The 13,941-nt window shown below is 59.9% G+C and carries 17 protein-coding genes; 6 read left to right on the top strand and 11 right to left on the bottom strand.

Annotated elements, in window-relative coordinates; all coding sequences use genetic code 11:
* Nucleotides 1-95: 95 nt before the first annotated feature.
* Nucleotides 96-737, bottom strand: a complete 642-nt coding sequence (locus FBZ99_RS27545; RefSeq protein WP_145636058.1) for a LysE family translocator — start codon at nucleotides 735-737, stop codon at nucleotides 96-98.
* 160 nt (nucleotides 738-897) lie between these two features.
* Between FBZ99_RS27545 and FBZ99_RS27540 the strand changes: the two genes are divergently transcribed.
* Nucleotides 898-1,380 (top strand): MarR family winged helix-turn-helix transcriptional regulator, encoded by a 483-nt coding sequence (locus FBZ99_RS27540; RefSeq protein ID WP_113330724.1) that lies wholly within the window; start codon nucleotides 898-900, stop codon nucleotides 1,378-1,380.
* A 74-nt stretch (nucleotides 1,381-1,454) separates the two neighbouring features.
* Here FBZ99_RS27540 and FBZ99_RS27535 read toward each other — a convergent pair whose 3' ends face one another.
* From FBZ99_RS27535 to FBZ99_RS27525, 3 genes are all read right to left on the bottom strand, one after another.
* Entirely contained in the window at nucleotides 1,455-2,678 is a 1,224-nt protein-coding gene (locus FBZ99_RS27535) for an argininosuccinate synthase (RefSeq protein WP_069613430.1), read from the bottom strand.
* 109 nt (nucleotides 2,679-2,787) lie between these two features.
* Nucleotides 2,788-3,078, bottom strand: coding sequence for a type II toxin-antitoxin system RelE/ParE family toxin (locus FBZ99_RS27530; protein WP_145636055.1), 291 nt, complete (start codon nucleotides 3,076-3,078; stop codon nucleotides 2,788-2,790).
* The gene (locus FBZ99_RS27525) at nucleotides 3,075-3,320 is read right to left on the bottom strand and encodes a type II toxin-antitoxin system ParD family antitoxin (protein ID WP_145636053.1); all 246 of its coding nucleotides are present in this window, start codon (nucleotides 3,318-3,320) and stop codon (nucleotides 3,075-3,077) included. The genes FBZ99_RS27530 and FBZ99_RS27525 overlap by 4 nt, the downstream gene beginning before the upstream one ends.
* Before the next feature lie 85 nt (nucleotides 3,321-3,405).
* Between FBZ99_RS27525 and FBZ99_RS27520 the strand changes: the two genes are divergently transcribed.
* Nucleotides 3,406-4,260 carry an SDR family NAD(P)-dependent oxidoreductase gene (locus FBZ99_RS27520; RefSeq protein WP_145636051.1) on the top strand — a complete coding sequence of 285 codons (855 nt, stop codon included), beginning with the start codon at nucleotides 3,406-3,408 and terminating at the stop codon, nucleotides 4,258-4,260.
* Nucleotides 4,261-4,327: 67 nt separating this feature from the next.
* On the top strand, nucleotides 4,328-4,969 hold the full coding sequence (locus tag FBZ99_RS27515) for a LysE family translocator (RefSeq protein WP_145636049.1): 642 nt from the start codon (nucleotides 4,328-4,330) through the stop codon (nucleotides 4,967-4,969).
* Here the strand turns inward: FBZ99_RS27515 and FBZ99_RS27510 are convergent.
* The 5 genes from FBZ99_RS27510 to FBZ99_RS27490 all read right to left on the bottom strand — a co-directional run bounded on the left by FBZ99_RS27510 (nucleotide 4,953) and on the right by FBZ99_RS27490 (nucleotide 8,551).
* A complete protein-coding gene (locus FBZ99_RS27510; protein ID WP_145636047.1) occupies nucleotides 4,953-5,381 on the bottom strand; it encodes a hypothetical protein in 429 nt (142 codons plus the stop codon). The genes FBZ99_RS27515 and FBZ99_RS27510 overlap by 17 nt on opposite strands.
* 5 nt (nucleotides 5,382-5,386) lie before the next feature.
* On the bottom strand, nucleotides 5,387-6,622 hold the full coding sequence (gene rlmN, locus FBZ99_RS27505; protein WP_145636045.1) for a 23S rRNA (adenine(2503)-C(2))-methyltransferase RlmN: 1,236 nt from the start codon (nucleotides 6,620-6,622) through the stop codon (nucleotides 5,387-5,389).
* Nucleotides 6,623-6,908: 286 nt separating this feature from the next.
* Nucleotides 6,909-7,457 (bottom strand): invasion associated locus B family protein, encoded by a 549-nt coding sequence (locus tag FBZ99_RS27500; RefSeq protein WP_095432995.1) that lies wholly within the window; start codon nucleotides 7,455-7,457, stop codon nucleotides 6,909-6,911.
* Between the two features lie 332 nt (nucleotides 7,458-7,789).
* Nucleotides 7,790-8,179, bottom strand: a complete 390-nt coding sequence (locus FBZ99_RS27495) for a YkvA family protein (RefSeq protein ID WP_145636042.1) — start codon at nucleotides 8,177-8,179, stop codon at nucleotides 7,790-7,792.
* 66 nt (nucleotides 8,180-8,245) lie between these two features.
* Nucleotides 8,246-8,551, bottom strand: coding sequence for a 4a-hydroxytetrahydrobiopterin dehydratase (locus FBZ99_RS27490; protein ID WP_145636040.1), 306 nt, complete (start codon nucleotides 8,549-8,551; stop codon nucleotides 8,246-8,248).
* Between the two features lie 137 nt (nucleotides 8,552-8,688).
* On the opposite strand from FBZ99_RS27490, the gene FBZ99_RS27485 reads away from it, so the two are divergent.
* Nucleotides 8,689-9,171, top strand: coding sequence for a low molecular weight protein-tyrosine-phosphatase (locus tag FBZ99_RS27485; protein WP_145636038.1), 483 nt, complete (start codon nucleotides 8,689-8,691; stop codon nucleotides 9,169-9,171).
* Here the strand turns inward: FBZ99_RS27485 and thpR are convergent.
* Entirely contained in the window at nucleotides 9,102-9,698 is a 597-nt protein-coding gene (gene thpR / locus FBZ99_RS27480; protein WP_069613347.1) for an RNA 2',3'-cyclic phosphodiesterase, read from the bottom strand. The genes FBZ99_RS27485 and thpR overlap by 70 nt on opposite strands.
* Nucleotides 9,699-9,766: 68 nt before the next feature.
* Nucleotides 9,767-10,417 carry an arylesterase gene (locus FBZ99_RS27475; protein WP_113330733.1) on the bottom strand — a complete coding sequence of 217 codons (651 nt, stop codon included), beginning with the start codon at nucleotides 10,415-10,417 and terminating at the stop codon, nucleotides 9,767-9,769.
* A gap of 82 nt (nucleotides 10,418-10,499) precedes the next feature.
* On the opposite strand from FBZ99_RS27475, the gene FBZ99_RS27470 reads away from it, so the two are divergent.
* Together FBZ99_RS27470 and FBZ99_RS27465 are read left to right on the top strand one after the other, a co-directional pair.
* The gene (locus FBZ99_RS27470; protein ID WP_145636036.1) at nucleotides 10,500-11,210 is read left to right on the top strand and encodes an ABC transporter ATP-binding protein; all 711 of its coding nucleotides are present in this window, start codon (nucleotides 10,500-10,502) and stop codon (nucleotides 11,208-11,210) included.
* Nucleotides 11,207-13,753, top strand: coding sequence for an ABC transporter permease (locus tag FBZ99_RS27465; protein WP_145636035.1), 2,547 nt, complete (start codon nucleotides 11,207-11,209; stop codon nucleotides 13,751-13,753). Before FBZ99_RS27470 ends, FBZ99_RS27465 begins: the two co-directional genes overlap by 4 nt.
* The last annotated feature ends 188 nt before the right edge of the window (nucleotides 13,754-13,941 follow it).

The following is a 13,941-nucleotide window of genomic DNA, read 5'->3' as shown; positions in this document are numbered from 1 at the left end:
GGGGCATCCTTTCGACAGACATCTGACCGAAGCACGATATAAGGCTAGCCCCGCCGAATTGGTATGGCGAGGGGCGAACAAATTGATGAGCGGGATCAGGCCTTGCGCCAGCCGAGCAGGCCGGGTGTGGCATGCCAGAGCGCCTGTGCCGCAAAACCCATGAAAAGCACGCCGGAGCAGCGCACGATCAGCCGCTCATGCGCGCGATAGAAGCGCCGAACAGCGCCTGCGCCGATAATGCTGATGAGAATAATGTCGGCTGTTATGAACCCAGCAAAGGATACTGTCAGCAGCAGCGGCAGGGCACTGAAGGTCAATGCGCCGGCAGAGCCCGCGACAAGCGCCGTAAAGGTCGCCAGCGCAACGGGATATCCCTTCGGATTGGTGACGCCGAAGATCAGGCCGCGACGGAACGGGCGGTCGACATTGACGAGCGCCTTGCCGTCACCTTTCGACTTGGCGGTGACGGCACTCCAGCCAATCCAGGCGAGATAGAAGCCGCACAGCAAACCGAGCAGGTCGAAGACGAAGGTGCCGATGGTCTTGGCGCCGACGATGGCGACCAAAGCCAGCGTCGACCAGACGAGATCGCCGAGCAGATGGCCGCTGACGAAGAATGCACCCGCCTTGCGGCCTTGGCCGGCACCTATGCCGAGGAGTGCCAGAAAGGCAGGACCGGGAATAAGCACATAGAAAAGCGCGGCGAGGAAGGCGCCGACAACGAGCGATTGCGTCATGATGAATGATCCCGCTGGTGATCGCGCGAGAGTAGCAATCTGTGGAATCCGGTCAAGCAGCTGGCCGTTTTAAGTTCCAGGAAGCCGTTGTGTTCGTGGGATGAAATCAATAAGAACGTAGTGGGGCCCAAAAACAAAGAGCGTAGGTAGGGAAGCGCTTATGAACAGCAGGATTAATACGGATTCGCTCGCCTTTCTTGTGAGCGATTGCGCCCGACTGATCAGGGCGGCCTTCGAGCGACGCATTCTTGTCGCCGGGCTCGGGCTGACGGCGGGTGAAGCACGGACGCTGATGCAGGTCGCCGCCATCAATGGCAGCCGCCAACTCGACATCGCCTCCCGGATGGGGCTGGAGCCGATGACGGTCAGCGCCTTTTTGGACAAGCTGCAGGCACGCGGCCTGATCGAACGACAGCCCGACCCGCTCGATCGCCGCGCCAAGCGGATCGTGCTTTCGGAATCTGCCGACGCGAAGCTTCGGCAGATCGACCGTGAAGTCTGCGAAGTCGAGCGCAATGCGACGCAGGGCTTCGGCGAGGATCTTCAAGTGCAACTGCATGATGCGCTCTGCGCTTTCCGGAGCAATCTTCAAAAGGCCGAAGCACCTGCAGAAGTCGAACGGGAATTGAGGCCGGTGGATTAATTCCACGCCGCCATCCTGGAAAAAGGAAGCCCGCCTCCGGCGATCGGAAGCGGGCCATTTCTCATATCAATACCTTACTTCGACAGGTTGCGCTTGGCGAGCGTGCGCAGGCGCAGCGCGTTCAACTTGATGAAGCCGGCCGCATCCTTTTGGTCGTAGGCGCCCTGGTCGTCTTCGAAGGTGACCAGCTTGTCGGAATAAAGCGATTTCGGGCTTTCGCGGCCGATGACCATGACATTGCCCTTGTAGAGCTTCAGCGTCACTTCGCCTTCGACATGTTCCTGGCTCTTGTCGATGAGGGCCTGCAGCATCTCACGCTCCGGCGAGAACCAGAAGCCGTAATAGATCAGCTCGGCATAACGCGGCATCAGCTCGTCCTTCAAGTGCGCGGCACCGCGATCGAGCGTGATGGATTCGATGGCGCGATGGGCCGCGAGCAGGATCGTGCCGCCGGGGGTCTCGTAGACGCCACGGGACTTCATGCCGACGAAACGGTTCTCGACGAGATCAAGACGGCCGATGCCGTTGTCGCGGCCATACTCGTTCAGCTTCGCAAGCAAGGTCGCCGGGCTCAGGCGCTCGCCATTGATCGAAACGGCATCACCCTTTTCGAAGCCGATCTTGATGATGGTGGCCTTGTCGGGAGCGGCTTCCGGCGAGATCGTGCGCATGTGCACATATTCCGGCGCTTCCTGCGCCGGGTTTTCCAGAACCTTGCCTTCGGAAGAGGAGTGCAGAAGGTTGGCGTCGACGGAGAAAGGCGCTTCACCCTTCTTGTCCTTGGCAACCGGAATCTGGTGCTTCTCGGCGAATTCGAGGAGGTCGGTACGGCTCTTGAACGACCAGTCGCGCCATGGCGCAATGATCTTGATATCCGGGTTCAGCGCATAGGCCGAAAGCTCGAAGCGAACCTGGTCATTGCCCTTGCCGGTCGCGCCGTGGGCGATGGCATCGGCGCCGGTCTTCCTGGCGATCTCGATCAGGTGCTTGGAGATCAGCGGACGGGCAATCGAGGTGCCGAGCAGGTAGACGCCTTCATAGACGGCATTGGCGCGGAACATCGGGAAGACGAAATCGCGCACGAATTCCTCGCGCACATCCTCGATATAGATTTCCTTGATGCCGAGCATTTCGGCCTTCTTGCGCGCCGGCTCCAGCTCTTCGCCCTGGCCGAGATCGGCGGTGAAGGTGACCACTTCGGCGCCGAGCTCCGTCTGCAGCCACTTCAGGATAATCGAGGTGTCGAGACCGCCGGAATAGGCGAGAACGACTTTCTTCACGTCTTTATGTGATGCCATGATGAGTTCCGTTTCGAGGCGGGCCAGGGGAAAGGCCCGCAAAGCTGTATCGCGGAACTTTTAGCGAGATTATCGTGCGGCGCAAGGGGAGGCGCGAGCGGGACGTTTCTCAGAGATGAGCGCCGATGTTCATTCGCTGATGCAGGATGCGGATGATCGTGACCATTTGAGCGACATCTTTATAGATGATAAAATGTGAGCCGGAGGCGAGAGCGAGACAATCTGGTTTGATACCGCTGATCTTGCGGCTGCGTGCGATGCCCTTCACCAAAGCATGACAACAATCACGCAGAACGAAGACATAATCTTCCGCTTGCTCGTAACCCCATTTTTCCTCGGTATAGTCGTAGATTTGATCGATGTCGGACGTTGCTTTCGGCGAGAAGACCAATTTCTTCATCGCTGATTGCGCAACTTTCTCTTTCCTTCGATAAATTCATTGAAATCAAACTTTTCCGGCTCGCCCGAGGCTTCGCCCTCGGCGATCGCCGCCGCAATCGCCTCTATTTCCGCCCGGCTGCGCAATAATTTAAGCGCGGCGTCAATGACCTCGCTCGGCGAATCGTAATTGCCGTGGCTGATCTGCTCGCCGATGAACGCATCCATCTGCTCGTCGATCTCTACGGACACATGCTTTGTCACTGGCGTGACCTCCGGCGGTTTGACTTGATTGCCGAAAGTACCATATTCGGCAGCGACCGAACAATGCCTGAGGAGGGCGCCGCTCGTGACCGATATTCAAGACATTTTCAAGAAATCCAATGTTGCCGTCATCACCGGAGGTGCATCCGGCATCGGCTTTGCCGCAGCAAAACATTTCGCCTCGCTGGGCATGAGCGTCGTTATCGCCGACCTCGGGGGCGACCGACTGGCGGAGGCGAGCGCTGAACTCAAGATGAGTGCAGGCGAAGAGCATGTCATGGCCATCGAGACCGATGTCGCCAGCAAAGACGCGCTGGAAGCGCTGGAGCGCGCAGTCCTGCAGCGTTTCGGCCGCGTACATGTGTTGATGAACAATGCCGGCATCGGCCCGCAAACCTCTGTTTTCAGCGCCCAGGCAGAATGGGATGCGATTCTCGGCGTCAATCTGCTTGGCGTCATCAACGGCACGCGCGTCTTCGGGCCGGGCATGATCGCGCATGGGGAACCAGGCCTGATCATCAACACCGGCTCGAAACAGGGCATCACCACGCCACCCGGCAATCCCGCCTACAATGTCTCGAAGGCGGGCGTGAAGGTCTTTACCGAAGCGCTGCAGCACGAACTGCGTAATACTGAAGGCGCCAAGATTTCAGCCCATCTCCTCATCCCCGGCTTCGTCTTCACTGGTCTCACCAAGGGCGAACGCACGGAAAAACCGGCAGGCGCCTGGACGCCGGAACAGACTGTCGAGTTCATGATGGAAAGCCTAAAACGCGGCGATTTCTATATTCTCTGCCCGGACAATGACGTCGCCCGGCCGGTCGATGAGCGCCGCATGCTTTGGGCCGCCGGTGATATCGTCGAGAACCGGCCGCCGCTGTCGCGCTGGCATCCGGACTATGCCGATCAATTCAGGGCCTTCCTCGAAAAGAAGGATTGATTTGCAATCAGCCGAAAGCTGGATAAGAAAACCCAAGCACCATCATCCGGCTTTCGGAGCGACTTTCATGGATTTCATACCCAGCCTGCCGACCCTTCTTGCCTTTTCGGCAGCGAGCCTTTTGCTGGCGATGACGCCCGGTCCCGACATGACGCTGTCGATCAGCCGCGCTCTCGCACAGGGAAAGAAGGCGGCGCTGTTCGTCGTGCTCGGCACCACCCTCGGCGTCGTCGTCCATACCTGCCTGGTGGCTTTCGGCATTTCGGCGCTGATTACGGCTTCGCCCGTTGCCTTCACGGTGCTGAAGACTGGAGGCGCTGCCTATCTGCTGTGGCTGGCAATCCAGGCGATCCGTTTCGGTTCCAGCCTATCGGTCAAGAAGGTCGATACCATCGGCGGAACACCGCTTGCAAACATCTCCAACGGCTTTTGGGTCAACCTGCTGAACCCGAAGGTCATCATCTTCTTCATGACCTTTCTGCCGCAGTTCGTTACATCAGGCGATCCTGCCGTCACACACAAGCTGCTCTTCCTCGGCTTCTTCTTCATCTTTATCGGCATGCCGGTCAACATGCTCGTCGTTCTTGCCGCGGACGGCCTGTCGTCCTGGCTGCAGCGGAATCGCGGCGTAATGCGCGGCCTGGACTACACCTTCGCCAGCGTCTTCTCGATTTTCGCGGTGAAAATCTTCTTCACTCAGGCTCGTTGAAACCGGACCACTGCCCCGCAAACCGGCCGGCAATCCACCAGTAAACGGTGGCGCTGGCCATGCCCAGGAATGCGAAGCAGACCGCAACGGTGATCAGATTGAGGGTCTGCGGCCTTTCCATGCCGCCCGAAATCAGGACGGACGCGACTGCCGATAGGGTCGCGCCGAAAATTGCATAGCCATACCATTGACGCATGCCGCGCCATTCGAGAATGGGGATAACCACCAGAGACGGCAGGATGCTGACGACCATCGCGACCTTGGTGAGCGCAATGGTCAGAACGAAAAGCTCGGGCGCCGCGGTCTCCGGCACGGTCCAGACGGCGGCGCAGGCGAGCACAAAGCCCATGAGAGCGCAAGCGGCGAGATAGCCCCACAAGAGGCGCATCGGCTTGCGCAGTCCAAGGAGCATCGATCTCAGTCCTCGCCGTGATTGGCGATCATCATGGCTTCGAAGGCCAATCGCTCCGTCTTGCGCATGCGCTCGGATTCCGATTTCAGCTGACCGCAAGCGGCGAGAATATCGCGGCCCCGCGGCGTGCGGATCGGTGAGGCATAGCCGGCCGAATTGATGAAATCGGCGAACTTTTCGATCTGCTCCCAGTCGGAACACTGATAGTTCGTGCCCGGCCAGGGATTGAAGGGGATCAGGTTGATCTTGGCGGGAATGCCCTTCAGCAGCTGGATCAGACCCTTCGCGTCTTCGAGGCTGTCGTTGACGCCCTTCAGCATCACATATTCGAAGGTGATGCGCCGCGCATTCGACAGGCCCGGATAGGCGCGGCAGGCGTCCATCAGTTCCTTCAGCGGATACTTCTTGTTGATCGGCACCAGCATGTCGCGCAGATCGTCGCGCACCGCATGCAGCGAGATCGCCAGCATGACGCCGATCTCTTCGCCGGTGCGATAGATTTCCGGCACGACGCCTGATGTGGAGAGCGTGATACGGCGCTTGGAGAGCGACAGGCCATCGCCGTCGGAGGCGATCAGCAGCGCCGTCTTGACGCTGTCGAAATTGTAGAGCGGCTCGCCCATGCCCATCATGACGATATTGCTGACCTTGCGACCTTCGGCGGGCATGATCGTCCCTTGCGGCGCTTCGCGGTCCGGGAAATCGCCGAGCCGGTCGCGCGCCAGGAGCAGCTGCGACAGGATCTCTTCCGCAGTCAGATTGCGCACCAGGCGCTGCGTGCCGGTATGACAGAAGGAACAGGTGAGCGAACAGCCGACCTGGCTGGAAATGCAGAGCGTGCCGCGACCCTCTTCCGGAATATAGACGGTTTCCACCTCGACCGGCCGCCCGGCGCCGCGCGGCGGGAAGCGCAGCAGCCATTTCCGGGTGCCGTCATTGGAAACCTGCTCCTCGACGATCTCGGGACGAGCGATGGTGAAATGCGCCTTCAGCATTTCGCGCATGTCCTTCGACACATTCGCCATGGCATCGAAATCGGAGACGCCGCGCACATAGATCCAGTTCCAGAGCTGGCTGACACGCATCTTGATCTGCTTGTCGGCAACGCCCTTTTCCCTAAGCGCCGCGCCCATCTCTTCGCGTGTCATGCCGATCAGCGACGGCTTCGGCGAAAGCTCGACGGGCTGCGACACGGGCATCGGCTTAAGCCTGGAGGGAGTTATCACATCAGTGGCGGACATAGGATCGTTCCAACGGTTCACATCGGCGATGCCGCAAAAGCTGACGAAAGCTGCGGATGCGGACAAGGCACGGAAATCTGAAGATTCATGCGGTGGCGTGGCAAGCTATCTGCCGCACACCTATCGTTGGCGCGGCCTTTAGCATTAATTTCCGCTCGCGTCATCCCTTTCCCTCAAAAGCAAAGGTTGGCCTTCAAAACGAAAGGCCGGTCGACTGGACCGGCCTTGCTCATTGCGGTCGCGGCAACGGAAAGATCACATTTGCGTGATCCTTCGGCCCTCGATCTTATTTGCAGTTTTCGATCTGCTTCAGCGCAGCCGTCACACCCTTCAATGAATAGGTGTAGGAAGTGGCAGTGCCCTTCTTCGAGGTCGCCGAAACCTTCAGCGAGTGGCCGGATTTCAGCGCGGCGACCAGTGCCGGCTCCTGCGCGGCGTTTTCAACCCACGCGGCCTTGTCTTTGGTGAACATCACGAAGGTCTTGTTGTCGATGGTGACGTTGACCTTCGAGTTGTCCTTGAGGGGGTAGCCCATCATCGCCTGCGGTTCATAGGAGATGTTCTGGCCCGGACGCTGCGACACGATGAAGAAATTGTCGCCATGGTCGATGCCGGTCGGCGGCGCCTTGGCCGTCGGCACGGAAAGAACGTAACATACCTTACCGCCGGCGGACTGGTAGGAATAGGCACCCCAGGCGTCGAACTGCTGAATGCGCGTCGGAGCCGCCGGCGCTGCTGGCGCCGCTGCCTGCGTCTGCTTCTTGGTCTGCGCGGACGCTATGCCGGTTCCGGCCAGAACGAGCGAGAGGGCGATTGCGAAGCTTTTTACAAACATGGTTTCCTGCCGATTTCTTGCGGTCCAGAGCTCATGGCGATTCGTTTGACGCACGCCTGTGCTCGTGAGCTGCCTTATTTTGACTTTATTCAGGTTACCAAACCGTCAACGGAGCGCTGCCGCCACCGGCTCCGTGCCATTTCAATCCAGTTATCGCGCAAAGCTTGAAACGCATCAGAAGGAATTGGAAAACCCGGATGATGAAGTACCACCCTGCAGCTTCGATTTAAGACAGAAAGATTCGGGCAAGAATTTGACCTCGCTAAAATCAGGGAGGTCTCATAAATCTCTGGAAACCCGAGAGGATTCAGATCGGCTCGGCAAAACAAGCATCAGGCGGTCTTCATAGACTCGGGCCCGTTCTCCAGCGCACGGTCGGCGGCGTCGTAATGTTCCTGGCGGATATGGCCCCTGATCATGCTGAAAGCGAGCGTCAGCACCGCGACATCATCGGAAAAGCCGATGACGGCAAAGAAATCGGGGATAATATCGACCGGCATGACGAAATAGCCGAGTGCCGCCAGCAATATGCCGCGAACACGCGTCGGCGTCTGTGGGTCGAACGCACAATAGAAGGCGGCCACGACATCGCGGGAAAAGGGAATATAGCGAGCTGCCTTCCGCAAGGTCGGCCAGAATTTTCTGCGCACCGATTTCTCCTGCTCTTTTTGGGTCTCTTCGTCACCAGGCATCAGGATTTCCCCGTACTTGATGTCATCCATTCCATTCACCTCAATCGAGGCCCGTCGGCCGGGCCGTGTAAACATATGGTGATCGTATCAGGCGATTCAATCGATCCGGCGCGCGGCCGCCTTCTCCATCGCCTTCGCCAGCTTCACGTCATGATCGGTCAGGCCGCCGGCATCGTGTGTCGTCAGCTTCACCTCGACGCGGGAATAGACGTTGAACCATTCCGGATGGTGGTTGAATTTTTCGGCGGCCAGGGCTGATTCCGTCATGAAGCCGAAGGCCTCGACGAAGTTGCGGAACTTGAAAGTCTTCGAGATCGAAAGGCCGTCATCCGCAAGCGCCCAGCCTCCAAGCTCCGCAAGATTTTCATCGATTGCCGCGCGGTCCAGTCTGTCGTATTTCATGGCAAGTCACTCCTCTCTAAAGCAGTTCCAGTAAAACTGCGTAGCGGTTTTCCGTCCGGAATTGCGTAAAAGCAAAAGGATAGAGCGTTTTCGCATTTCGAAGAAAAGCGGAAAAGTTCTAGCGGTTGAACGATAGCATGGATCGCCACAGAGTTCTTTTCGTCTGCGCCGGCAATATCTGCCGGTCGCCCCTCGCCGAAGGCATATTCAGGCATCTGGCGGACGAAGCCGGCCGCGGCGGTGAATTCGACATCGATTCGGCCGGCACCGGCAGCTGGCATCAGGGAGAGCGCCCCGATCGCCGCTCGATCGCGGTTGCAGCTGGCCACGGAATCGATATCTCAGACCAGCGTGCCCGGCGCATAGCATCAGCCGATTTCGGCAGGTTCGATCTGATACTGGCAATGGATCAAGACAATTTGAAGAACTTGCGCAAGGCGGCACCTGCCGATGCGCTCGGCAAGCTGCATCTCTTCAATGCCCTGGCGCTCGGAAGCAACAAGGACATCCCCGATCCCTACTACGGCGACCGCGAGGATTTCGAAGCCGTCTATACCATGCTTTTGGCAGGCTGCAGCGCGCTGTTACCCAAAGCCGGGAAAGTGCTGCGGGGCTCGTGAAGCGGGAATATCTCTTCAGTGAGATAGGGACCGCCGCCGACCGATTCGCGCGACGACAGAAGCACGAAGCGCCCGACCGTGAACGGTGCGGTGTAGAAATTGCCGCGGCCGGAGAGATAGTGCACCACGTCGTCAACCCGCGAGGACTTCAGCCTGGCGAGCGTTACATGCGGCGTGAACTTGCGGGGGTCCGGCTGCAGGCCGATCCGCTGGCAGATACGCTCGATCTCGCCTTGCAGCGCGAACATATCAGGCGTCTGCGAGACCCCGGCCCAAACCGAATGCGGTTTCTTGGAGCCGAAGGAACCGATGCCCTCCAGCCGAAGCTGGAATTCAGGCCGATCTATCCGGTCCAGACGGTCGACGATCTCATCCGCAGTGCGGCCATCGACATCGCCGATGAAGCGCAAGGTGATGTGATAATTTTCAACGTCGATCCACCTGGCTCCCGGGAGACCACCGCGCAACAATGACAGGCTCATGGCCGCATTGCGCGGAATTTCGAGGGCGGTAAAAAGTCTCGGCATGACGAGCACTCCCCGAATCTCTTGCAGGTATAGGTAGGGAATCACGCATTTGCAGTCGGTGCAAGCATCTATTTCGCACCTGCGTCAATCGTCCCTACAAAACTGATAACAGCCGGCAACATATGCTCGACCATCACATCGACCCCCTTGGAGTTCGGATGCATCCCGTCCGAAAGCTGCAAATCCGCATGCGTGGCGACGCCATCGAGGAAGAACGGATAGAGCGGAAGCTGATATTTGTCGGCCAGCCGCTTATAGATCGGGTTGAATTTATCGGCATAGTCCGGTCCCATGTTCGGCGGCGCCAGCATGCCGACGAGAAGCATCGGGATCTTTCTGTCCTTCAACCGTTCGATCATGGTCTCGAGGTTCTTTTCCGTCTGCTCCGGCGGAATGCCGCGCAGCGCATCGTTGGCGCCGAGTTCCAGGATCACGCCATCCGTGCCGTCCGGCACCGACCAGTCGATACGCGAAAGGCCGCCGGAGGTCGTATCTCCCGAAACACCGGCATCGGCAACCGCCACATCCAAACCCTTGGCCTTCAGCGCCGCCTCAAGCTTGGCGGGAAAGCCGTCGCCCGGCGGCAGCTGATAGCCCGCCATCAGGCTATCGCCGAAGCCGACCAGCTGAATGGTGCGTGCATCGGCGGCATGAACTACGCCAAACAAAAGACCGAAAGTGATGACAGCGAAGTGAAGCGCAGCAACTTTAAAACCCATGATCCATTTCCTAAATTCGCTGCTCGGGCCAAGTCGCGCCCGCCATTGTCTCTGATGTTCTCTGATATATAGGGCGTTCGCATTGGCAAAAACCATCATAGAGCTGAAGAAGGCGGATTTGACGCTCGGCAATGCCGCCGCCTCCGTCCACGTGCTGAAGGGCATCGATCTCACCGTCATGGAGGGTGAGGCCGTCGGCATCGTCGGCCCCTCCGGCTCCGGCAAGTCCACGCTGCTGATGGTGCTGGCCGGCCTCGAAAAGCTCGACAGCGGCGAACTTCTGATCCGCGACACACCGCTGCATAGCCTCAGCGAAGATCGCATCGCCGATTTCCGCGGACGCAATATCGGCATCGTCTTTCAGTCTTTCCATCTCATCGCCAACATGACGGCGCTCGAAAACGTCGCCGTGCCGCTGGAGCTTGCCAACGTCCGCGATGCGTTCGATATCGCCCGTCGCGAACTGGAAGCCGTCGGCTTGGGCGAGAGGCTCAATCACTATCCCGGCCAGCTTTCCGGCGGCGAGCAGCAGCGCGTCGCTATTGCCCGCGCGCTGGCGCCTTCGCCTGCCGTCCTGATTGCCGACGAACCGACGGGCAATCTCGACACCGATACCGGCCGGCAGATCGCCGATCTGCTCTTTGCCCAGCAGGCCGAGCGCGGCACGACCATGCTGCTCGTCACCCATGATCCCGCCCTTGCCGCCCGTTGCTCGCGCCAGATCCGCGTCCGTTCCGGCGAAATCGAGAACGACAGCATGCGCACGCGCGCCAACCAGGCGGCGATGGCATGAGCGCGGCGGGACTGCGCCTGCCGCTTGCCTTCCGCCTTGCCATGCGCGAATTGCGCGGCGGCCTTGGCGGTTTCTACATCTTCCTCGCCTGCATAGCGCTAGGTACCGGCGCAATTGCCGCCGTTAATTCCGTTTCCCGCTCGATTACCGACGCAATCTCGACGCAGGGCCAGTCACTGCTGGCGGGCGACGCCCGCTTCGAACTGCGCAACCGCGAGGCAACTCCAGAGGAATTCGCCTATCTCCAAAGCTTAGGGAAAGTTTCCCGTTCCACCGGCTTGCGCTCCATGTCGCGCCTGCCCGATGGCTCGGACCAGGCACTCGTCGAAGTCAAGGCGGTCGACGATGCCTATCCGCTCTACGGCAGATTCGAGGCGGAACCGGACCAGCCGCTCGCAACGCTGCTTACAGCCAAGGATGGCACCTATGGCGCTGTTGTCGCTCCCCTGCTGCTCGAACGCCTTAACCTCAAAATCGGCGATGCCCTGCTGCTGGGCAATGCCAGGCTCCGCATCACAGGCACCATTGAAAGCGAGCCGGATGCCGTTTCCGAAGGTTTCGGCTTCGCGCCGCGCCTGCTCACGAGCCGCAATGCCCTGATTGCTTCCGGCCTGATCACGACAGGCAGCCTGGTCGAACAGGCATACCGAATCCGCATGGACAATCCCGCGGCCAGCATCCGCAATCTCACCGAGCGCGCCAATGCCGCCTTCCCTCAGGCCGGCTGGTCGATCCGCAGCAGCGATCGCGCAGCACCCCAGCTTGCCGACAACGTCACCCGCTTCTCGCAGTTCCTGACGCTCGTCGGCCTCGCAGCGCTCATCGTCGGCGGCGTCGGCGTTGCCAATGCCGTGCGCGCCTTCCTCGACTCCAAGCGCACGACCATCGCCACCTTCAAGTGCCTGGGCGCTCCGGCCTTCGTCGTTGTGCTGATCTACCTCATCCAGATCGCCGTGATTGCACTCGCCGGCATAGCAATTGGCCTCGTCCTCGGCGCTATCGCGCCGATGATCGCTTCGCAATTCATGGCGGAATTCCTACCGATTTCGACCGCACCGAGGCTTTACCCCGGCGCATTGACGCTGGCTGCTCTCTTCGGCCTGCTGACGACACTGGCCTTTGCCATTCCGCCGCTCGGCCATGCCCGCGAAGTGCCGGCGACGGCGCTGTTTCGCGAGCAGGGCTTCGAAGCGCGACGCCTGCCCGGCTGGCCCTATCTCCTGGCTGCCGGCGTCCTAATGGCGGCACTTGCAGCCCTGGCGATCGTCACCGCCTATGACCGCTTCATCGCAGTCGTCTTCGTCGTCTCGATCGCTGGCGCTTTCGTCGTGCTGCGGCTGGTGGCAGCCCTGCTCTCCTGGCTTGCCCGCCGCAGCCCGCGCGTGCGCTCGCCCGCGCTGCGCCTGGCGATCGGCAACATTCATCGGCCGGGCGCGCTCACCTCGTCCGTCGTGCTGTCGCTCGGCCTTGGGCTGGCGCTGCTGGTGACCTTGACACTGATCGACGGGAATATGCGCTGCGAGCTGATGGGGCGCATGAGCGAACAGGCGCCGAACTTCTTCTTCGTCGATATTCAGGGGCCGGAACTGGAAGGCTTCCGCAAGATCGTCCTCGACATCGACCCCAAGGGCAAGCTTGTCGAGGCGCCAATGCTCCGCGGCCGGATCGTCGCCTTCAACGGCGAGGATGTCACCAAAATGAAGGTGCCGGCCGCAGGCCAATGGGTGCTCCGCGGTGACCGCGGCATCACCTATGCCGATACAGTGCCGGAAAACGCCTCGGTCACGGAAGGCAAATGGTGGGACAAGGATTATAGCGGCGAACCGCTGGTCTCCTTTTCCGAAGACGAAGGCAAGGCGCTCGGCCTGAAGCTCGGCGACAAGGTGACCGTCAACGTGCTTGGCCGCAACGTCACCGCCAGGATTGCCAGCTTCCGCAAGGTTCAATGGCAGTCGCTGTCGATCAATTTCGTGATGATCTTCTCGCCCAACACCTTCAGGGGCGCTCCGCACGCCTGGCTGGCGACATTGACCGACACTTCCGCCACCTCGGAACAAGAAGCGGCGATCCTGAGGAAAGTCACCAATACCTTCCCGACCATCACAAGCGTCCGCGTCAAGGATGCGCTCGATGTCGTCAACACGCTCGTGGGACAGCTGGCGACGGCCATTCGTTCCGCCGCATCTGTCGCACTCATCGCCTCGGTGCTGGTGCTGGCCGGTGCGCTCGCGGCCGGCAACCGCGCCCGCACGCATGACGCCGTCATCCTCAAGACGCTCGGCGCGACGCGGGCAACATTGATCCGTGCCTTCAGCTACGAATATCTGATCCTGGGCGCCGCAACCGCCATCTTCGCGCTGATCGCCGGCTCCACATCCGCCTGGTACATCGTCAGCCGTATCATGCGGCTCCCTTCTGCCTTTCTGCCCGATGTCGCTTTCTCCACGCTGGTTATCGCGCTGATTTTGACGGTCGGTATAGGCTTGATCGGTACTTGGCGGATTCTCGGGCAGAAAGCAGCGCCTGTTCTGCGCGAACTCTGATTCGTTACGGAGACGAACCGGAAGCCGGCAAAACGGCTCGATATTACATCGATTTAACATGCGCCGGATCGCTTGACCCTTGTGTATGAGGCCCGAAAGCCTCATATTCTGTGCAGGCATGCTGAGCTCCGCAGCGGCGCCTGGGCCTTGAAAGACCCGACACCGTAATCAAATCGGAGCTTGAAAGA

The sequence above is a fragment of the Rhizobium sp. ERR 1071 genome (assembly GCF_007828675.1).
Classification (GTDB): domain Bacteria; phylum Pseudomonadota; class Alphaproteobacteria; order Rhizobiales; family Rhizobiaceae; genus Rhizobium; species Rhizobium dioscoreae.
This window is presented reverse-complemented; position numbering and strand designations above follow the sequence as displayed.